The sequence below is a fragment of the Pseudomonas sp. RL_15y_Pfl2_60 genome (assembly GCF_963970595.1).
In the GTDB taxonomy this organism is placed as follows: Bacteria; Pseudomonadota; Gammaproteobacteria; order Pseudomonadales; family Pseudomonadaceae; genus Aquipseudomonas.
Genome location: NZ_CAXAOE010000006.1, coordinates 369,723 through 387,796, shown reverse-complemented (window position 1 = coordinate 387,796; position 18,074 = coordinate 369,723). Strand labels below are relative to the sequence as shown.

Sequence of the window (18,074 nt, the reverse complement as noted above, 5' to 3'; positions counted from 1 at the left end):
GCGGCCTGCAGTGTTTTAACGACCTTGGCAGGCGTCCACGCGTAGCCAGCGTTCAAGCAATCTGAATGCCTGGACGAGGACGTAGGCAATCACCAGGTAGAACATGCCGGCTGCAAAGAAGATCTCTACGGGCAGGTAGGTTCGGGCGATGATGGTACGCGCCATACCGGTCAGTTCGAGCAAGGTCACGGTGCTGGCCAGGGCGCTGGCCTTGAGCATCAGGATGACTTCGTTGCTGTAGGCGGGCAGGCCGATGCGTGCGGCGCGCGGCAAGATGATGCGCAACATGGCTTGGCTGCGCGACATGCCGAGTGCGCGTGCGGCTTCGATCTCGCCTTGCGGGACTGACTGAATCGCACCGCGCAGAATCTCGGCGATATAGGCTGTGGTGTGCAACGTCATGGTGATCACGGCGCACCAAAACGGGTCGCGCAAGATCGGCCACAACGGTCCATTGCGCACCGCATCAAATTGAGCCAGGCCGTAATAGACCAGGAACAGCTGAACCAGCAGCGGCGTGCCACGGAAGAAAAAGATATAGCCGTAAGGAATACCGCGAACCAGCAGGTTCTTCGAAGAGCGGGCGATGCCCATTGGTATCGCCAGAATCAATCCGGCAATGACCGCGATTGCAACCAGCTCCAGGGTCAGCACCGCACCTTCAGCCAGGCGTGGCAGCCATTTGATGATCACTTCCCAGTTCATGCGGCGCTCCTGCTAAATCCGCGACCCGCGCGCTTTTCAAGGAAGTACATGCCCGTCATGGCAATGACGGTCAGGCCAAGATAGATAAAGGCTGCAACCAGGAAGAAAGTGAAGGGTTCTTTGCTGGCGGTGACGGCAATTTGCGAGCGGCGCATGATTTCATTGAGGCCGATTACCGAAACCAAGGCTGTGTCTTTCATCAAAATCATAAACAGGTTGCCGAGGCCTGGCAGGGCGATGCGCCACATTTGCGGCAGAATCAAACGCCAGAAAATACGCGTCTTGGACATGCCAAGCGCCTGACCCGCTTCGCGGTGGCCTTTGGGAATGGCCAGGATAGCGCCGCGAAAGACTTCAGTCGCATAGGCGCCAAAACAAATACCGAGGGCGATTACACCGGCTGCAAAGGGGCTGAGTTCAAGGCTTTCGAGTCCCAGAACGTCGGCCAGCGTGCGCATTATATTGACGGTGCCGAAGTAAATCAGCAGCACCCAAAGCAACTCGGGGATGCCACGCACAATCGTTGAATAAGTACCGCCCAACCATTGCACAGGCTTGTAAGGCGATGTTTTGGCCAGCGCGCCAAGCAATCCGAGCACCAAGCCCAATACCAGCGCAGAAAGCGCCAGCTTAATGGTCATCAAGGTACCGGCAGCGAGTGCGGGGCCGAATCCGTAGAGGTCAAAATTCATGGGGGCTCAGATGCTTGCGCCGCCAGGTGAGTGGCGGCGCAAGGCTAGCAGCTTAGTAAATGCTGAAAGGGAAGTACTTGTCGTTGATCTTCTTGTAGGTGCCGTCAGCAACGATCTCTTTCAGAGCAGCGTTGAGCTTCTCGCGCAGAGGGTCGTTCTTGCGCACGGCAATACCGATCTTGTCGTTGTCGAATACTGGGTCGCCTTTGAATTCGAAGCTCTTGCCAGCATCGCTCTTGAGCCATTCCCAGTTGACGAAGGTGTCAGCCAGTACGCCATCAAGACGACCAGAAGACAGGTCGAGGTAAGCGTTTTCCTGGGTGTCGTACAGCTTGATGTCGACAACATCACGCATGTTGTCTTCAAGCCAGGTGCCGGCGATGGTTGCGCGCTGAGCCCCGATCACCTTGCCCTTGAGACTGGCTTTGTCGGTGGTGAAGGTTTTGTCTTTTGGTGCAATGAATTGCAGCTTGTTGGTGTAGTACGGATCGGTGAAATCGACCGCTTGCTTACGCTCTTCAGTGATCGACATAGAGGCGATCAGGAAGTCGAATTTCTTGGCGTTCAGGGCCGGAATGATGCCGTCCCAGTCGGAAGTCACGACTTCGCATTCGGTCTTCATCTTGGCGCATAGTGCTTGGCCGATTTCAACGTCGAAGCCGCCAACTTTGCCGCTTGCGTCAATCAGGTTGAACGGAGGGTAAGCGCCCTCAGTACCGAGTTTCAGTTTGTCAGCGGCGACTGCGCTGGTGCCAAAAGCCAGAGTGGCGGCTGCAGCCAATAAGATTTTTTTGTAGTTCTGCATTCAATGTTGCTCCGTGTTAGCGATTGCTTGACATGAATTGTTTGCAACGCGCCGAGTCAGGGCTATCAAACACCTGCTCGGGCGTTCCTTGTTCTTCTACCAGGCCCTGATGCAGGAAAACCACTTCACTGGAAACCTGACGAGCGAAGTTCATCTCGTGGGTGACCAGTAACATGGTGCGGCCTTCATCTGCGAGTGCGCGGATCACATTAAGCACTTCTTGTACCATCTCCGGGTCGAGCGCCGAAGTAGGTTCGTCGAAAAGAATCACTTTTGGCTGCATTGCCAGTGTGCGGGCGATGGCTGCACGCTGTTGTTGACCGCCAGAAAGTTGGTTGGGGTAGACGTGGCGTTTGTCGGCAATACCCACTTTTGCCAGCAGTGCCTCGGCGGTTTCAATTGCCTCGGCCTTGCTTTGACCCAGTACGCGGCGCGGCGCTTCGATGATGTTATCGAGCACGCTCATGTGCGGCCACAAATTGAAATTCTGGAATACAAAACCGATTTCACTGCGCAGGCGGTTGATCTGCTTGCCATCGGCAGCAACCAGTTCGCCATTTTTTGCGGATTTCAGTTTGAGCTCTTCACCCGAGACAATGATTTGTCCCTTGTGCGGGTTTTCCAGCAGGTTGATGCAACGCAGAAAGGTCGATTTGCCTGAACCGGAAGAACCAAGAATCGAGATCACATCGCCATCGCGGGCGGTGAGGGAGATGCCCTTGAGCACCTCGAGGTCGCCGTAGCGCTTGTGCAGGTTGCGGATTTCCAGCGCGGCAGCTGCATCGGCCATGGGTTGTCCTCTTGTTATTGGATTAGCGCCAAGTATCAATTGGCCATCCTTATTAAAGCGCCAAGCTAGCACAGCGTCTTATGGAGCGCCAAGCAGGCCAGAGCCGGTATCGTGTCTGAGTGCGCGAGGGTGTCGCATCACTGCAGTTGCCTGTCGCGCAGATACAAAAAACGCCGTGCACGCGTGGCGTTTATCTAACTGGCTAAAACAGGGGTGTTCGAGTCTAGGCTAAATCAATTTTCGGGGTACTGCGCGCAAATGTGCGCTAACGAGCTGAATACGCTGCAAAATCAGGCAAATTATGCCCGAGCAATAGCGCTCAATGCCAGCGAGAAGCGACGGGCCTTGCATGGCAAAGGACGGATGGGAAATTACAGACAACAAAAAACTAAGGAATTTAACTTCGCTTGGGGCAGTGCCAGTGGTGTAGCAGCTGAAATCAAACCCGACACGCTGTGCAATGTGCCAAACCATATGATTTGTTGTAACCACCGGTGTACCGAGGTTGTGTGCCAAGGATGGGACTGCTTGTACTAGTACTCAGTGTATTTTCTTGCATCCCCACGTACCTGATCTGCGGGGTATTTCTCTTGGTTCTGCGCTAGTTTCTGCTCAACAGCATTTGCTAGGTCAATGTCGAGTGTGTCTGCTAATCGAATAAGGTTCATTAAAACGTCGGCCATCTCTTCTCGGACCTGTGTCAATCGACTGTTACCAAGCTCCTGCGGCTTCCCTGTGTTTAGCCATTGGAATAGCGATAGCAACTCTGAGGCTTCGACGCTGATGGAGATCGCTAGGTTCTTGGGGGTATGGAATTGCTCCCAGTTTCTATCCTTAGTAAATTTGAGGAGTTGAAGGCGTATGCGTTCGAGGTCGGTCGCGCTTTGATTAGCCACAGTAGTGTTCATCTTTAAAGCGTTGAATATCGTCAACGAGCCCGGAGCGGTGAACCATTCGGTGACAGTTAGCGCACAGCACAGCAAAGTCTTTTTGAGGATCCATTTGTATTCGACTGCCTTTGAGTGACGCAATTGGTTTTAAGTGGTGTGCCTCGATATAGCCTTCGCCTATGGGCCCATATCGATCTTTAAAGTTTACGGAGCACACTTCGCATTTACAGCCTTTCTGAGCTTTGACTTGTTTGACGAGCTTTGCGTTACGCTCAATTCGCTTATGGATGCGAAACTTTGTAGCATCCTCAAAGCTCAAAGCTGACGGGGCTTCACCGAGCGTATCGGTCGGATCGATCTCAGATGTTTCAATACTGACCAAGTGTTCATAGGCGCTTAGCATCGAGGCTAGATCTGATGTTAGTTGAACCTCGTCGGGTAATGCGCTTGCTTTGTAGTAGGTTGCCAGTATGTTTCCAGCTTCGTAGAACGCAGTTGGATTGCTTGACTGACTTGGTGCTAGATCAATTTCCATAACAGAGAATCGGTCTGTATGGGAGCCAAGCATTGCTCGATAGTTTTGTGCTCGGGCTTTGAGGGCTGTTTTTGCATCCGCTTTGTAGTGTTCTTTCGCTTGGGTCATCCCTTGATTCAAGCTTAGATAAACACCCTGCATATCTTCGCGAAACAAATAGCAGACATAGTAGCCTCGCTGCGCTGACTCGGTGATGATGGGATTAAAGAGCCCAGCCCATGGGCCGTCAGCCCAGTTCCCTTGGCCTGAACTTCCTTTTATTACCAATCCGTAATAGCTATTCGAGGCGGTTCTTATGCCCTCACAAAGCTCTCCTCGGATAAGTTTGGCGAGGTTGTGACCAGCGAACTTCTCTTCCTTAGCGCTTAGATAGCCTGCCAAGACTGCATTAATGCTGGTACGTAATGACACTTGGACCCCTCTTCCAAATATTGAGCTATAAAGACCCAACTTTATTTTGGTTTTTCAACGGGGCCTTTAAAACAAGCTTATAGCACGGTTCCATAGTCAATCAGAGTGTGATTGCTCGTGGTTTTTCAGGAGTACCAATATCAGAGGCGCTGCTCTTTACGTTCTTGCGTAGTGGTGGCTTTGATCGAGCTTAGCTGTCTTGGGCGTGCGGGAAATTACAGGCAACAAAAAACCCGCACTAGGCGGGTTTCTTGTGGGCTTTCAGATGCTGTTTACACCACCTGAAATCAATTAGTGGTGCCCAGAGACGGAATCGAACCGCCGACACGGGGATTTTCAATCCCCTGCTCTACCGACTGAGCTATCTGGGCAACGGGGCGTATTAGACGGATTTGACGAAGGCATGTCAAGCGAAGGTTTGAAAAATATTTAAAGATAACGGGCGCTTACGGTGAATATGGGTGAAATCGATCAAGTTTTGATCAGTTTCACCCTTGGCCGTATTTACTCGCCGGGCGGCACGTAACCTTCGGCTTGTGCGTAATCTTCGCCAGACAGGAATTTATCCATCTCGGCCTGGAGAAATTTGCGGTCTTCGGCGTTCATCATGTTCAGGCGACGCTCGTTGATCAGCAGGGTTTGGTGTTTTTGCCACTCATCCCAGGCTTGCTTGGAGACATTGTTGAAGATGTCTTCACCTTTGGCACCCGGGTACGGCGGACGCTCAAGGCCTGGAAGTTCTTGCTTGTGCTTGCGGCACATTACGGTGCGGGTCATGACAATTCTCCTGCATTCAAGGCATCTGCCGCGCGTTTCAATAGCTTTTTGACCGGGGCTGCTAGGCCTAGGCGCGGCGGTTGGGCGAGGTTATACCAGAGCCAGTCGGCCTCGGCCACGCTAGACGGGGTTGTGTTGACCCTGATCAGCCATGGCTCGATGGCGAGTTGGAAGTGGCTAAAGGTATGGGTCAGTTCGGCGAGTTGCTGGCGTGTGCCCATTTCCAGTTGATGGCTGTTGGCGAGTAATTCTAGCTCTTGCAGCCCAGATAGCTCCGGCAAGCTCCATAACCCGCCCCAAAGGCCGCTGGAGGGTCTGCGATAAAGCAGAATATCGCCGTCACGGTTGGCCAAGATTGGCATCAGTGTGCGCTTTTGCGGCAACGTTTTACGCGGCTTGGGGATCGGGTAACGGATTTCCAGGCCAAGTAAGTGCGCTTGGCAACCCGTTTTAAGCGGGCAAAGCAGGCAGCTTGGTTTGCTGCGGGTACAGAGCGTCGCGCCCAGGTCCATCATCGCCTGGGTGTAGTTATTCACCCGCTGCTGCGGGGTGAAACGCTCGGCGACGTCCCAAAGCTGCTGGGCAACCTTGGGTTCGCCCGGATAACCCTCTTGCGCGACATAGCGAGCCAGCACGCGCTTGACGTTGCCGTCGAGAATCGGGGCGCGCAGGTTCATGCTCAAGCTGGCGATGGCGCCCGCTGTTGAACGGCCGATGCCGGGCAGGGCGATCAGTGCTTCAAGGTCACGTGGAAACTCCCCGGCGTGCTCGCTCATCACCAGCTTGGCGGTTTTTTGCAGGTTGCGGGCGCGGGTGTAGTAGCCCAACCCGGTCCATAAATGCAGTACCTCATCTTCTGCTGCTTCGGCCAAGTCACGCACCGTTGGCAGCGCAGCCATAAACCGGTCGAAGTAACCCAGGACAGTGCTGACCTGGGTTTGCTGGAGCATGATTTCAGACACCCAGACGCGATAGGGCGTTATGCCCTGTTGCCAGGGCAGGTCTTTGCGGCCGTGGACGTCATACCATTGCAGAACAGCGCTTGAAAACTGCTCCGGGCTCATCGTTTGAACAGGCCCTTGAGCGCGTCTTTCAGTTCCGGGCTGACTTTGTCGCCGAGTTTCTCTTCGAGCTTCTCGGTGAGCTTGTCGCCAGCTAACTTGGCTGCGACCTTGCCCAAGCCGTCTTTATCGAGACGGCAAGCCTTGGCGCCGAGTTCAAGCGGGCCGCGGCAGCGAATGGGCCACTCAAGGCCAACATAGCGTTCGTTTACTTGGCAGGCCGGATCGGGCATGGCGCGGGTGTCACCGAGCAGGGTGACGCCAATACGGTAGTCCAGGCCCAGCACGCGCAGGTCAAGATCGCCGTCGCCTGTTACATTCAGGCCCGGTACTTCGACTTTCAAGTCTGGATTGCTGGCCACGCCATTACGAAAGGTCAGGTTGCCATTCAGGGTTTTGAATGGCGTGTCCTTGCCGTCGATTTCACGGGTCAGCTGCTTGCGATTGAGCGTGGCTATGCCTTGGCAAATTTGCTGCTCAAGATTGGCGCCGACCAGTACGCCGTTTTCCAGGGCAAAGTTGCTGGTGCCGTTGAGCGCTTCTACCCAGGCCTTTTGACTGTTGCCGCTGGTGGTTAGGTTCGCTTGCAGGTCGAGCAGGCCCTTGACCGGTGCCTTGTTTTCGGCAGTGGTCAGGAAAGGTTCGACTGGCAGGCGCTTGATGGTGCTTTGCAGGCTGAGTACCGGGGTTGCTGGACGTACATCTACTCGCGCCTTGGCGACAAAACTGCCGCCGCCAAGGTTGCCGCTGGCGTTATCGAGCGTGAGCAGGCCGCCCGTGCTTTTGGCTTGCAGGTCGACATTGCTGAAGCTCTGTTTGTCTGCAGTCAATTGATCAAGGTTCAGCGCAACCTGCATATCGAGTTTGCGCAGGCGGTCGATCGGCAGCACCTGGGCGGAACTCCATGCTTGTTGGGTCGGTGCATTCGGCAGCTCTGAAGTACCGGCTTTGCCTGCCTTGGCCACACTTTGCTTGACCTCGGCATCACGAGCGCTGGCCTCTTTCGACTTTGGCGGCAGATAGCGGTCAAGGTCGAGTGTGTCGCCTTTAAGCTTGACTCGAAGTGCCTGTTTGGAGAAATCGTCCAGCGCTAACTCGCCGCTGAAAGTGCTGTCGTCGAGCTTGAGGGTCATTTCATTGAACTTGACGCTGGTTGGGCTGCCGCTGAGGCGCGTCACCAGTTCGAACTTGTTGAGGGTGTTTTCGTCGGCCATGGCCGGAATTTCCTGGCCAATGCCTTTGAGGAACTGGCGCAGGTTGACTTCGGCAACCGACAAGCCGCCGCTGAGCTTTGGCTTGTCGCGCAAGTCGGTAACCTTGATCTCGCCGATTGCTCGCATTTGGTTGGCAGACAGTTTCAGGCTGCTCCATTGGGCAATGTTGGCAGCCATATCGACTGTCAACTGACCTTGCAGGGCATAGGTCAGGGTTTGGCCATTGAGGGGTTCGCCGGATGCTTCGCCGGAAATCTTGGCGTTTTCCAGTTCGTAGCGTTTTAGTACCCGGTCAAAACGCAGGTCGCCCTGCAGTTCAGTACGGGCGCGCATTACTGGCTTGTTGATGCCAAAGAAAGCGCTGAGCTTGACCGGTACGCTGGCGCCTTCATGGATTGCGCCGGTGGTCAACTGGATGCTTTCAGCGCTGAATTGCTGGCCCTTTTGGGCGTTGTGGTAGTCAACTCGCGCGCTATTGACGATCAAGCTGTCAATATCCAGTTTGATCGGGTCGCTGGGCTTGCTTTGGGCCTGGGGTGCGACTTCTGCGGTTGTGTCAGCGGAGTCGGGGGCATCAGTTGCGCTGGCGGTCTTTCTTGGATGGCCAACGTTTTCCCAGTTGCTGTGACCTTGGTCGTCGATTTCGAGATTCAGATTGAGGCCATCAACGCGAATGTCGCTCATCTGCACTTCTTTGCGCAGCAGCGGCAGCACGCGCACGGACAAGCCAAGCAGGCGCAGGTCCGCAAAAGGTTTGTCCGGGGTGTCGGCGCTGGCCAGGGTTGCATCGGTCAACTCAAGGCCGAGCCAGGGAAACAGGCTCCAGCCGATATCGCCGTTGAGGGTCAGTTCAAGGTTGGCTTTTTCGCGGGCGAGATCGCGGATCTCGTCTTTATAGTCGTTGGGATCGAACAAGTGGGTCAGGGCAAAGCCCAGTGCCACAATGATCAGCAGCAGTCCGAGGAAGAATAAACCCAGGATTTTGCCGAGCGATTTCATGACCGATTCCTTGTATGCATTAGCTTGAATATAAACGGATAAGTATAGCGTCGCGTGGGTTACAAATTAACGCCCGCAACGCGTTCGGCAATTGCCAGGCTGGCCGTAAGTCCTGGCGACTCGATGCCAAACAGGTTGATTAGCCCGTCCAAACCATGGTCGGCAGAGGTTTGGATGATGAAGTCGGCAGCCGGTTCCCCAGGCCCAGACAGCTTTGGACGGACGCCACTGTAACCCGGCACAAGGCGAGAGTTGTCGAGTTTCGGAAAATATCGGCGGATTGCTTGGGCAAAAGGTTCAAGCAATTCGGCGTCTACGCTGTAGTCAAGATGCTCAACGTAGCGGGTGTCCGGGCCGAAACGCAACTGGCCGCCGAGGTCCAGCGTGGCATGGACGCCCAGTCCGGTCGCATTGGCCTCGGGCATTGGGTAGATCAAGCTGCTAAACGGCGAGCGGCCGCTGTAGCCGAAGTAGCGACCTTGGCACAGGTGCAGCCTTGGGATCAAACCAGCACTGAGACCAATTGTGTTTTGTGCCAGTTGCTGGGCAAACAGGCCACCGGCGTTGATCACCTGCTGGGCCTTGAGGCTGAAGGGTTCGCCGCAACTCACACCACGCGCAATCCAGCCGCTGGCCGTGGGTTCGAGTTGCTCAATGCGCGTGTCGAGCACCAGTTGTGCGTCCTTGCGTTCAGCGCTGGCGAGCAGCGATTGCAGGTAAGCATGACTGTCGATAATGCCGGTGCTCGGCGAGAGCAAGGCTTCTACGCCACACACTGCGGGTTCGAGGTCGTGCAGTTGCTGATGGCTGATGGCCTGCAAGTCATTAACGCCACAGGTGCTGGCATTTTCTGCGATGGCTGTGAGCTGGCTGCGCTCGGCATCGTTGACCGCGACCAAAAGCTTGCCGATACGCTGATACGGCACCTGATGCTCGGCACACCAGGCATACAGCCGCTCGCGGCCTTCAAGGCACAGCTGCGCTTTGAGCGAGTTTGCGGCGTAATAAATGCCTGCGTGAATGACCTCGGAGTTGCGACTGGAGGTGTGGCTGCCGATGAGTCTTTCACGCTCGACAATCAAGGTGCTTTCGCCGGGCTTGGCGAGGCGGGCTGCGCAGGCAAGGCCAAGGGCGCCGGCGCCGATGATCAAACGGTCAATTGTGTCCATGTTTCGTCTAGGTCTGCTGGGTTGATATAGAAATAGTGCCGCAAAACGGCAGATCGAACCTATTGTTGTCTTATCAGGCGCCTGTTGATGCTCTGTGTTGCGCTGCAGGCAAGGGTTGCTACGCCTGCGCAGGCGCTGTGTTCCGGCAAATTTCCTACTAACGGTAATTGGCAGGCGTGCACATTGGTTATCCCCGGTAGCCGCTGCGCATAAGGCTGCCTATAATGGCTACCCTTTTGCACAACGATTGAGTGGAGCAGGTGATGGCCGAACGTACGGCATTCGTCGAGCGCAACACACTGGAGACCCAAATCAAGGTCTCGATCAACCTAGATGGTACTGGCAAGGCGCGATTCGACATCGGCGTGCCATTTCTTGAGCACATGCTTGACCAGATCGCCCGCCACGGCCTGATTGATCTCGATATCGAGTGTAAAGGCGACCTGCACATCGACGACCACCACACAGTCGAAGATGTCGGTATTACCCTCGGCCAGGCGTTCACTAAAGCCATTGGCGACAAAAAAGGCATGACCCGTTACGGACACTCTTATGTACCGCTGGACGAGGCTTTGTCGCGCGTGGTCATCGACTTCTCGGGTCGCCCCGGCTTGCAGATGCATGTGCCTTTCACCCGTGCGGTGGTGGGCGGCTTTGACGTTGATCTGTTCCAGGAGTTCTTCCAGGGCTTCGTCAACCATGCACTGGTGAGCCTGCACATCGACAACCTGCGTGGCACCAATACCCACCACCAGATCGAAACCGTGTTCAAGGCATTTGGCCGTGCGCTGCGCATGGCGGTTGAGCTTGATCCGCGTATGGCCGGGCAGATGCCATCGACCAAGGGCGTGCTCTGATGCAGACAGTTGCCGTGATCGACTACGGTATGGGCAATCTGCACTCGGTGTCCAAGGCGCTTGAGCATGTTGGTGCAGGTCGCGTGCTGGTGACCAGCGATGCCCAGGTGATTCGCGAAGCTGACCGCGTGGTGTTCCCGGGTGTCGGCGCGATTCGCGACTGCATGGCTGAAATCCGCCGCCTGGGTTTTGATCAGTTGGTGCGTGAAGTCAGCCAGGATCGCCCCTTCCTTGGTATCTGCGTGGGTATGCAGGCCTTGATGGATCGCAGCGAAGAAAATGGCGGCGTTGAATGCATTGGCCAGTTTCCGGGCTCCGTGCGCTTCTTTGGTAAAGGCCAGGTTGAAGACGGCGAAGCGCTGAAAGTCCCGCACATGGGCTGGAATGAAGTCGCGCAAACGGTCAAGCACCCGCTGTGGCACAACATTCCAGACATGGCGCGTTTTTACTTCGTACACAGCTATTACGTCGAAGCGGGCAACCCAAAGCAAGTGGTTGGTCGTGGGCATTACGGCAACGATTTTGCCGCAGCGCTGGCCGATGGCTCACGTTTTGCCGTGCAGTTCCACCCGGAAAAAAGCCACACCCATGGCCTGCAATTGCTGCAGAACTTCGCTGCGTGGGACGGTCGCTGGTAAATGGCCCGGGGCAAGGATAAAAGCCCAATCCTGAGCCTCGAACCGGCTCAGGAAGCGGCTGCGGTTACCAGCCTGCAGAAGTTTCTCGACCAGCGTTTCGAACTTGAGTTGGGCTCGTTTGAGGTGCAGGAGATTCTCGAGCTGTTTAACCGCGAGATCGCGCCGCTTTACTACAACAAGGCAGTTGATGATGTACAAACCCTGCTTAGAGACCGGTTTGAGAGCATCGAAAGCGACTTGTGGGCACTGGAAAAAAGTTAATGAGCCGCTGAACAGTCTCGTGCAGATAGAGGACTTCAACGGCTCTCGGATTAATGCTAAGAATTGAATAGGTTCAACCGATGCTGATTATCCCCGCGATCGACCTCAAAGACGGCGCCTGTGTGCGTCTGCGCCAAGGCCGTATGGAAGATTCCACGGTGTTCTCCGATGATCCGGTGAGCATGGCTGCCAAATGGGTTGACGGTGGTTGCCGCCGCCTGCATCTGGTCGATCTCAATGGTGCGTTCGAAGGCCAGCCGGTCAATGGTGAGGTGGTTACTGCAATCGCCAAGCGTTATCCAAATTTGCCGATACAGATCGGTGGCGGTATTCGCTCGCTGGAAACCATCGAGCATTACGTCAAGGCGGGCGTGAGCTACGTGATCATCGGCACCAAGGCGGTCAAGCAGCCAGAGTTTGTGGCTGAGGCCTGCAAGGCATTTCCCGGCAAAGTCATTGTTGGCCTGGATGCCAAAGACGGTTTCGTCGCCACCGACGGCTGGGCTGAAGTCAGCACTGTGCAGGTCATCGACCTGGCCAAGCGCTTCGAAGCCGACGGCGTCTCGGCCATCGTTTATACCGACATTGCCAAAGACGGCATGATGCAAGGTTGCAACGTGCCGTTTACTGCAGCATTGGCGGCGGCGACTTCGATTCCGGTCATCGCCTCTGGTGGCATTCACAACCTGGGCGACATCAAAGCCCTGATGGCCGCTAAAGCTCCGGGCATTATTGGGGCTATTACCGGTCGAGCGATATACGAAGGCACCTTGGATGTTGCTGAAGCCCAGGCATTTTGCGACAGCTACACGGCTTGACCGACTCGCTTCAGTAGGCAGGCAACCCCTGCGTTGCCTGCCCTAAACAGGACTCCATCATGGCATTGGCAAAACGTATTATTCCCTGCCTCGACGTCGATAATGGCCGCGTGGTCAAGGGCGTCAAATTCGAGAACATCCGCGATGCCGGCGACCCGGTAGAAATTGCCCGTCGCTATGACGAGCAGGGCGCTGACGAGATTACCTTTCTCGACATCACCGCAAGCGTTGATGGCCGCGACACCACTTTGCATACCGTAGAACGCATGGCCAGCCAGGTGTTTATCCCGCTGACCGTCGGCGGCGGGGTGCGCACGGTGATGGATATTCGCAACCTGCTCAATGCCGGGGCCGACAAGGTTTCGATCAATACCGCGGCGGTGTTCAACCCCGAGTTTGTCGGTGAGGCCTCGCAGCGGTTTGGTTCGCAGTGCATTGTCGTGGCAATCGATGCCAAAAGGGTTTCAGGGCCAGGCGAAACCCCGCGCTGGGAGATCTTTACCCACGGCGGGCGTAAGCCAACCGGCTTGGATGCGGTGCTGTGGGCGAAAAAGATGGAAGAACTGGGTGCTGGTGAAATTCTCCTGACCAGCATGGATCAAGACGGCATGAAGAGCGGCTTCGACCTGGGCGTTACCCGGGCGATCAGCGAAAGTGTGGGCATTCCAGTGATCGCCTCTGGCGGCGTGGGAAATCTTGATCATTTGGCTGACGGCATTATTGAAGGCAAGGCGGCTGCTGTTCTTGCGGCCAGCATTTTTCACTTCGGTGAATACACTGTGCCCGAAGCTAAAGCCTATATGGCTAGCCGCGGCATTGTTGTGCGTTAGCATTGGTCAATGCTCCAACTCAGGTCATGGAGGGTGACCTGGGTCGCAGCTATGGACATCTGATTGTTGTCTGCTCAAAAACAGGGCTAGTCTTGCCCGATTAAAAATATACGTTCTGAACTAGGGTTGTGATTGATGTTGAAGCGTCTGTTGTTGGCAAGTGCTGGGGCACTGCTATTGATGTCTGGGGTGGCGCGAGCCGAGATTGATGAAAACTACCGCATGGTCTTGCTGACCGAGAATTTCCCGCCATACAACATGGCAATCAACGGCAAGAATTTTGCGCAGGAAGATAACCTCGATGGCATTGCCGTGGATATCGTGCGCGAGATGTTCAAGCGGGCGGGGATTCAGTACAACCTGACGCTGCGTTTTCCTTGGGATCGGATCTACAAACTTGCACTTGAGAAGCCGAACTATGGCGTCTTCGTGACCGCGCGCTTGCCTGAGCGTGAAAAACTGTTCAAGTGGGTTGGGCCAATTGGTCCTGATGATTGGGTTCTGTTGGGGCGTGGCGATAGCACCATCACCCTGAACAACCTTGAAGATGCCAAGCAGTACAAGGTTGGTGCTTATAAGGGGGATGCGATTGCCGAGCATCTGCAGCAACAGGGTCTGACGCCCGTTACCGCATTGCGCGATCAGCTCAATGCCACTAAGTTGGTGTCTGGGCAAATTGACCTCTGGGCGACTGGCGATCCAGCTGGGCGTTACCTGGCGAAACAAGAAGGCATTTCCGGTTTGAAGACAATCCTGCGTTTCGACACTGCCGAGCTTTATCTGGCGCTCAACAAGGAGGTGCCGGACGAGGTGGTACAGAAGCTGCAGGCTGAGTTGGACAAGATGCGCAAAGAGGGCTTTGTCGACGACACCCTCAACAGCTATCTGTAATACCAAACGGGCCTTTTAAGGCCCGTTTGTCTAACAGGACTTTATGAGGGTGAGCCACAGGCCACGCGGACAGGGACGTCGCTAACCAATAATCACAATATATGCGGGCGGGGTAAGCAAAATGCTAAAGAAAGTACAAAGTGGTTTGTTGCTGGGGTTGGCGCTGATGGCGAGCGTGGCACATGCCGAGTTACCCGAAGACTACAAGGTCGTGTTACTGACTGAGAACTTTCCACCCTTTAACATGGCGGTGGACGATAAGAATTTTGCCCGCGATGATGGCATCGACGGTATCAGTGCAGATATCGTGCGGGAAATGTTCAAGCGCGCTGGGATCAAGTACACCCTGACGCTGCGCTTCCCGTGGGATCGCCTGTACCGCCTGACCCTGGATAAGCCGAGCTACGCGCTATTCTCGACCACCTACACCGAAGAGCGTAAACCCCTGTTCAAGTGGGTTGGGCCATTGGCCAAGACTGGCTGGGTATTGCTGGCAGCGCCAGGCAGTGACATCAAGGTTGCCAATCTCAAGGACTCGGCGCAGTACAAGGTCGGTGCTTACAAAAACGACGCTGTCAGCCAGGCCCTGGAAAGTGAGGGCCTTAAGCCGATCAATGCCTTGCGTGACCAGGAAAACGTCAAGAAGCTGACCTCAGGCAAGATTGACCTGTGGGCGACGACTGATCCGGTGGGCCGTTATATCGCCAAGCAGGAAGGTGTCAGTGGCCTTAATACAGTGCTGCGCTTCAAGGAAGCAGAGCTGTATTTGGCATTGAACAAGGATACGCCGGATGAAGTGGTGCAGCGTCTGCAGAAAGCGCTGGATGAACTGCGCGCAGAAGGCTTCATTGATGACATAACCAACAGTTACCTGTAATCGAGCACAATAAAAAACCGGTCTGGCATTAAGTCAGACCGGTTTTTTTGTGGGCGCCGTTTAAGCCAGTAACTCACATACACCCTGTCACGCGGCCATCGTCCAGTAGGGTGTGGCAACGCGAAGCTTGTCCACCAAGGTTCAAACAGCAATGCGTTTGCCCTTGGTGTTCGAGGCGCGCTTAGTTGCGGGTGATATTCAAGCCTTTGAGCAGGTTGAGGGCCTGGCTCAGTTGGTAGTCATCATCCTGCGGCCGCGCTTGCGCTGCTTTAGCGCTGCTGCTTGGTCTGTCGGCACCGCCGTTTCCGTTGCCCAAGTGGCCCTGCAGGTCTGCTTCTTTGTAGTTGAGGCTGGATGCGGGACCTTCGCGAGTAAGCTTGGCGCGGGTCACTTCAATATCCGGGACGATACCCTGTGCCTGGATCGAGCGGCCATTGGGGGTGAAGTAAAGCGCAGTGGTCAGCTTCAGTGCGCGGTCGCTGCTAAGTGGCAGCACGGTTTGCACCGAACCCTTGCCGAAGCTGTCTGTGCCCATCAGCACGCCGCGCTTGTGGTCTTGCAGGGCGCCGGCAACAATTTCAGAGGCCGAAGCACTGCCACCGTTGATCAACACCACCAGCGGAACACCCTCGCTGGCGTCGGCCGGGTCTGCGGAGAAGCGTAGCTCGGAGTTGGCGATGCGACCCTTGGTATAGACGATCAAGCCTTTCTTGAGGAAGTGATCGGTAACTTCGACCGCTGCCTGCAGCACGCCGCCCGGGTTGTTTCGCAGGTCGAGAACCAGGCCGCTGAGTTTCTTGCCATTGTCTTTGCGCAGCGTGTTCAGGGCTTTGCCGACTTCTTCACCGGTGTTGACCTGGAACTGCGAGATGCGGATGTAGCCGTAGTTCGCCTCAAGCATCTGGCTCTTGACGCTTTTTACCTTGATCGCGGCGCGGGTCAGGTTGACCACAAAAGGTTTGCCGCCGTCGCGGACTATGGTCAATTTGATCTTGCTGCCAGCCTTGCCGCGCATCTTGTCGACGGCGTCGAGCATCGACATGCCTTTGGTTGGCTGGTCGTCAATCTTGATAATCAGGTCGCCCGGCTGAATGCCTGCCTTTGACGCTGGGGTGTCGTCAATCGGCGAGACGACTTTAACAAAGCCGTCTTCCATGCCCACTTCAATGCCCAGGCCGCCAAACTCGCCGCTGGTGCTTTCTTGCAGGTCGGCGAAGTCCTCTGGCCCGAGGTAAGCGGAGTGGGGGTCAAGGTTGCTGATCATGCCTTTGATGGCATTTTCCAACAGTTCCTTATCGGTAACTGGCTCGACGTAGGAGCTCTTGATGCGATCCATCACCTCAACGAAGGTGCGTAACTCATCAAGTGGCAATGGCGCCTTGTCACTGGCTGGAGCGGCTGCTGGTGCGATGATCTCTGCTGCATGAGACAGTGACACGCCACTGAGCAGGGCGATCGCTAAAGCCAGAGAGGTAAGGCGGGGCAAATGCGGCATGTCGAACAAACTCCTACGGAATAAATAAGCGCTTATCCTTGCGCGCGGCACCATTGTGCCGGGTCGCTTGGACGACCCTTTTGGCGGATTGCAAAATACAGTGCAGGCGTATTTTGCCCGCCGCTGGTGCCCACTGTTGCAATTGGATCGCCAGCTTTAACCACGTCACCGGCGTCCTTGAGCAGGCTCTGGTTGTGCCCATACAGGCTCAAGTAACCATTGCCATGATCGAGAATGACCAGAAGTCCGGCGCCACGCAACCAGTCAGCAAAAACGACTCGGCCACCATGTACGGCCCGTACCTGGCTGCCCGGGGCTGCACTGATCAGGACGCCATCCCACTTGGTTCGAGCATCTTCACCGCGTGGGGTTCCGTAGCGTGCCAGTAAACGGCCATTAACCGGCCAAGGTAACTTGCCTCGGGCATTGGCGAATTGACCACCGTAGACCGCGCCAGAGCTGACAATAGGCCCGGTGTTACTGGCGGCCGATGCAGGATTCTGGTGTTTGGCTTGGTTGGCTGCGGCGATTGCCCGTTGTCGTGCAGCGGCAGCTTCGCGGGCCTGCCTTGCAAGCGTCTCATCGATGGTTTTAATGACTTTGGCCAACTGCGCTTGGTCGCGCTGGCGGGCTTTGAGTTTTTTGTCTCGCGCCGAATAATCGCTGTTCAGCTTGGCCAGCGCAACTTGGCGTTGTTTGCGCACTTGCGCCAGTTTTTCGGTCTGGGTGTCGAGTGTGCTTTTGCGTTCAAGCAGTTGGTGCTGCTGGGCGGTGATCTCGTTTTCAACGTTTGCCAGTTGGCGCAGCGTTTCGTTGAAGGTGTTCAACTGCTCCATGCGTGCCTTACTTACATAATCGTAATAGGTCATGGTGCGCGAGAATTTTTCGGGGTTCTGTTGGTTGAGCAACAGTTTGATGTACTCCTGGCGCCCGCTTTGGTAGGCCGCTCGGGCTTGAATGCCGATCAGGCGCTGCTGTTCAATTCGCGCGCTCTGGAGTTTTTTTTTCTCTGTTTCGAGGCGCTTGATCTCTTCCTCGCCATCGTTGAGCTGCTCTTGCAGGTCCTTGGCCTGTTTTTCCAGCTCACCCATCTCTGTTTCAGTCTGCTTGAGCGACTTTTGCACGCCAGATTTTTCCTGCTGGATCTTTTGCAGCAGTTTTTTCAGCTCGACAACGTCAGACTGGGCGGCATTTAGCTGTTTTTGCGCGTCAGCTTTCTCATCTGCAAATGCAGGGGAGAGCAAGCACGTCATCATTATCAGAACTAGGGCGCGGAACATTGGGCGGAGGCATACCTGTGCATAAAGTGACCCTAGTATGCCCGTGGTCTGGAGCAAAAAAAATGCCCCAGACCAGCGG

At 55.4% G+C, this 18,074-nt stretch carries 19 protein-coding genes and 1 tRNA gene; 7 read left to right on the top strand and 13 right to left on the bottom strand.

Translation table 11 applies throughout. The features are described 5' to 3' along the window. Positions 1-15: 15 nt before the first annotated feature. The 11 genes from AACY26_RS18185 to AACY26_RS18135 form a co-directional block, all read right to left on the bottom strand. A complete protein-coding gene (locus AACY26_RS18185) occupies positions 16-705 on the bottom strand; it encodes an ABC transporter permease (RefSeq protein WP_339516056.1) in 690 nt (229 codons plus the stop codon). After that, complete coding sequence (locus tag AACY26_RS18180) at positions 702-1,397, bottom strand: ABC transporter permease (RefSeq protein ID WP_339516055.1); 696 nt, start codon at positions 1,395-1,397, stop codon at positions 702-704. Before AACY26_RS18180 ends, AACY26_RS18185 begins: the two co-directional genes overlap by 4 nt. A gap of 52 nt (positions 1,398-1,449) precedes the next feature. Next, a complete protein-coding gene (locus tag AACY26_RS18175; RefSeq protein WP_339516053.1) occupies positions 1,450-2,202 on the bottom strand; it encodes an ABC transporter substrate-binding protein in 753 nt (250 codons plus the stop codon). A gap of 16 nt (positions 2,203-2,218) precedes the next feature. Then, the gene (locus AACY26_RS18170) at positions 2,219-2,992 is read right to left on the bottom strand and encodes an ABC transporter ATP-binding protein (protein WP_339516051.1); all 774 of its coding nucleotides are present in this window, start codon (positions 2,990-2,992) and stop codon (positions 2,219-2,221) included. Between the two features lie 533 nt (positions 2,993-3,525). Continuing rightward, positions 3,526-3,900: a nucleotide pyrophosphohydrolase gene (locus AACY26_RS18165; protein ID WP_339516049.1), complete on the bottom strand. Its 375-nt coding sequence runs from the start codon at positions 3,898-3,900 to the stop codon at positions 3,526-3,528. Then, entirely contained in the window at positions 3,881-4,828 is a 948-nt protein-coding gene (locus AACY26_RS18160; RefSeq protein ID WP_339516047.1) for an MrcB family domain-containing protein, read from the bottom strand. Before AACY26_RS18160 ends, AACY26_RS18165 begins: the two co-directional genes overlap by 20 nt. A gap of 295 nt (positions 4,829-5,123) precedes the next feature. After that, positions 5,124-5,199, bottom strand: a tRNA-Phe gene (locus tag AACY26_RS18155). Between the two features lie 133 nt (positions 5,200-5,332). Further along, entirely contained in the window at positions 5,333-5,605 is a 273-nt protein-coding gene (locus AACY26_RS18150) for an oxidative damage protection protein (protein ID WP_339516044.1), read from the bottom strand. Beyond that, positions 5,602-6,669, bottom strand: coding sequence for an A/G-specific adenine glycosylase (mutY, locus tag AACY26_RS18145; protein WP_339516043.1), 1,068 nt, complete (start codon positions 6,667-6,669; stop codon positions 5,602-5,604). The genes AACY26_RS18150 and mutY overlap by 4 nt, the downstream gene beginning before the upstream one ends. Beyond that, a complete protein-coding gene (locus AACY26_RS18140; protein ID WP_339516041.1) occupies positions 6,666-8,879 on the bottom strand; it encodes an AsmA family protein in 2,214 nt (737 codons plus the stop codon). Before AACY26_RS18140 ends, mutY begins: the two co-directional genes overlap by 4 nt. A 59-nt stretch (positions 8,880-8,938) precedes the next feature. After that, entirely contained in the window at positions 8,939-10,048 is a 1,110-nt protein-coding gene (locus AACY26_RS18135) for an NAD(P)/FAD-dependent oxidoreductase (protein ID WP_339516040.1), read from the bottom strand. Between the two features lie 263 nt (positions 10,049-10,311). On the opposite strand from AACY26_RS18135, the gene hisB reads away from it, so the two are divergent. The 7 genes from hisB to AACY26_RS18100 all read left to right on the top strand — a co-directional run bounded on the left by hisB (position 10,312) and on the right by AACY26_RS18100 (position 15,220). Then, positions 10,312-10,905, top strand: coding sequence for an imidazoleglycerol-phosphate dehydratase HisB (gene hisB, locus AACY26_RS18130; RefSeq protein ID WP_010488624.1), 594 nt, complete (start codon positions 10,312-10,314; stop codon positions 10,903-10,905). After that, complete coding sequence (gene hisH / locus AACY26_RS18125) at positions 10,905-11,543, top strand: imidazole glycerol phosphate synthase subunit HisH (RefSeq protein WP_010488621.1); 639 nt, start codon at positions 10,905-10,907, stop codon at positions 11,541-11,543. The genes hisB and hisH overlap by 1 nt, the downstream gene beginning before the upstream one ends. Continuing rightward, complete coding sequence (locus AACY26_RS18120; RefSeq protein WP_339516038.1) at positions 11,544-11,804, top strand: DUF2164 domain-containing protein; 261 nt, start codon at positions 11,544-11,546, stop codon at positions 11,802-11,804. It abuts the gene before it with no gap. Positions 11,805-11,884: 80 nt separating this feature from the next. Beyond that, a complete protein-coding gene (hisA, locus tag AACY26_RS18115; RefSeq protein ID WP_339516037.1) occupies positions 11,885-12,622 on the top strand; it encodes a 1-(5-phosphoribosyl)-5-[(5-phosphoribosylamino)methylideneamino]imidazole-4-carboxamide isomerase in 738 nt (245 codons plus the stop codon). A 59-nt stretch (positions 12,623-12,681) separates the two neighbouring features. Continuing rightward, positions 12,682-13,452, top strand: a complete 771-nt coding sequence (gene hisF / locus AACY26_RS18110) for an imidazole glycerol phosphate synthase subunit HisF (RefSeq protein ID WP_339516036.1) — start codon at positions 12,682-12,684, stop codon at positions 13,450-13,452. A 135-nt stretch (positions 13,453-13,587) separates the two neighbouring features. Further along, positions 13,588-14,343: a substrate-binding periplasmic protein gene (locus tag AACY26_RS18105; protein WP_445261325.1), complete on the top strand. Its 756-nt coding sequence runs from the start codon at positions 13,588-13,590 to the stop codon at positions 14,341-14,343. Positions 14,344-14,464: 121 nt separating this feature from the next. Then, positions 14,465-15,220: a substrate-binding periplasmic protein gene (locus AACY26_RS18100; protein ID WP_339516035.1), complete on the top strand. Its 756-nt coding sequence runs from the start codon at positions 14,465-14,467 to the stop codon at positions 15,218-15,220. Positions 15,221-15,401: 181 nt separating this feature from the next. Here AACY26_RS18100 and AACY26_RS18095 read toward each other — a convergent pair whose 3' ends face one another. Together AACY26_RS18095 and AACY26_RS18090 are read right to left on the bottom strand one after the other, a co-directional pair. Next, positions 15,402-16,715 (bottom strand): S41 family peptidase, encoded by a 1,314-nt coding sequence (locus AACY26_RS18095; protein WP_339516034.1) that lies wholly within the window; start codon positions 16,713-16,715, stop codon positions 15,402-15,404. A 32-nt stretch (positions 16,716-16,747) separates the two neighbouring features. After that, positions 16,748-17,995 carry a murein hydrolase activator EnvC family protein gene (locus AACY26_RS18090; RefSeq protein ID WP_339516032.1) on the bottom strand — a complete coding sequence of 416 codons (1,248 nt, stop codon included), beginning with the start codon at positions 17,993-17,995 and terminating at the stop codon, positions 16,748-16,750. Positions 17,996-18,074 lie beyond the last annotated feature (79 nt).

Excerpts from the sequence above, each read along its gene's own strand:
- AACY26_RS18095 (WP_339516034.1), bottom strand. The coding sequence starts at position 16,715 with ATGCCGCATTTGCCCCGCCTTACCTCTCTGGCTTTAGCGATCGCCCTG.
- hisH (WP_010488621.1), top strand. The coding sequence starts at position 10,905 with ATGCAGACAGTTGCCGTGATCGACTACGGTATGGGCAATCTGCACTCG.
- AACY26_RS18105 (WP_445261325.1), top strand. The coding sequence starts at position 13,588 with ATGTTGAAGCGTCTGTTGTTGGCAAGTGCTGGGGCACTGCTATTGATG.
- AACY26_RS18170 (WP_339516051.1), bottom strand. The coding sequence starts at position 2,992 with ATGGCCGATGCAGCTGCCGCGCTGGAAATCCGCAACCTGCACAAGCGC.
- mutY (WP_339516043.1), bottom strand. The coding sequence starts at position 6,669 with ATGAGCCCGGAGCAGTTTTCAAGCGCTGTTCTGCAATGGTATGACGTC.
- AACY26_RS18150 (WP_339516044.1), bottom strand. The coding sequence starts at position 5,605 with ATGACCCGCACCGTAATGTGCCGCAAGCACAAGCAAGAACTTCCAGGC.
- AACY26_RS18165 (WP_339516049.1), bottom strand. The coding sequence starts at position 3,900 with ATGAACACTACTGTGGCTAATCAAAGCGCGACCGACCTCGAACGCATA.
- AACY26_RS18135 (WP_339516040.1), bottom strand. The coding sequence starts at position 10,048 with ATGGACACAATTGACCGTTTGATCATCGGCGCCGGCGCCCTTGGCCTT.
- hisF (WP_339516036.1), top strand. The coding sequence starts at position 12,682 with ATGGCATTGGCAAAACGTATTATTCCCTGCCTCGACGTCGATAATGGC.
- AACY26_RS18185 (WP_339516056.1), bottom strand. The coding sequence starts at position 705 with ATGAACTGGGAAGTGATCATCAAATGGCTGCCACGCCTGGCTGAAGGT.
- AACY26_RS18120 (WP_339516038.1), top strand. The coding sequence starts at position 11,544 with ATGGCCCGGGGCAAGGATAAAAGCCCAATCCTGAGCCTCGAACCGGCT.
- hisB (WP_010488624.1), top strand. The coding sequence starts at position 10,312 with ATGGCCGAACGTACGGCATTCGTCGAGCGCAACACACTGGAGACCCAA.
- AACY26_RS18140 (WP_339516041.1), bottom strand. The coding sequence starts at position 8,879 with ATGAAATCGCTCGGCAAAATCCTGGGTTTATTCTTCCTCGGACTGCTG.
- AACY26_RS18100 (WP_339516035.1), top strand. The coding sequence starts at position 14,465 with ATGCTAAAGAAAGTACAAAGTGGTTTGTTGCTGGGGTTGGCGCTGATG.
- hisA (WP_339516037.1), top strand. The coding sequence starts at position 11,885 with ATGCTGATTATCCCCGCGATCGACCTCAAAGACGGCGCCTGTGTGCGT.
- AACY26_RS18180 (WP_339516055.1), bottom strand. The coding sequence starts at position 1,397 with ATGAATTTTGACCTCTACGGATTCGGCCCCGCACTCGCTGCCGGTACC.
- AACY26_RS18175 (WP_339516053.1), bottom strand. The coding sequence starts at position 2,202 with ATGCAGAACTACAAAAAAATCTTATTGGCTGCAGCCGCCACTCTGGCT.
- AACY26_RS18090 (WP_339516032.1), bottom strand. The coding sequence starts at position 17,995 with ATGTTCCGCGCCCTAGTTCTGATAATGATGACGTGCTTGCTCTCCCCT.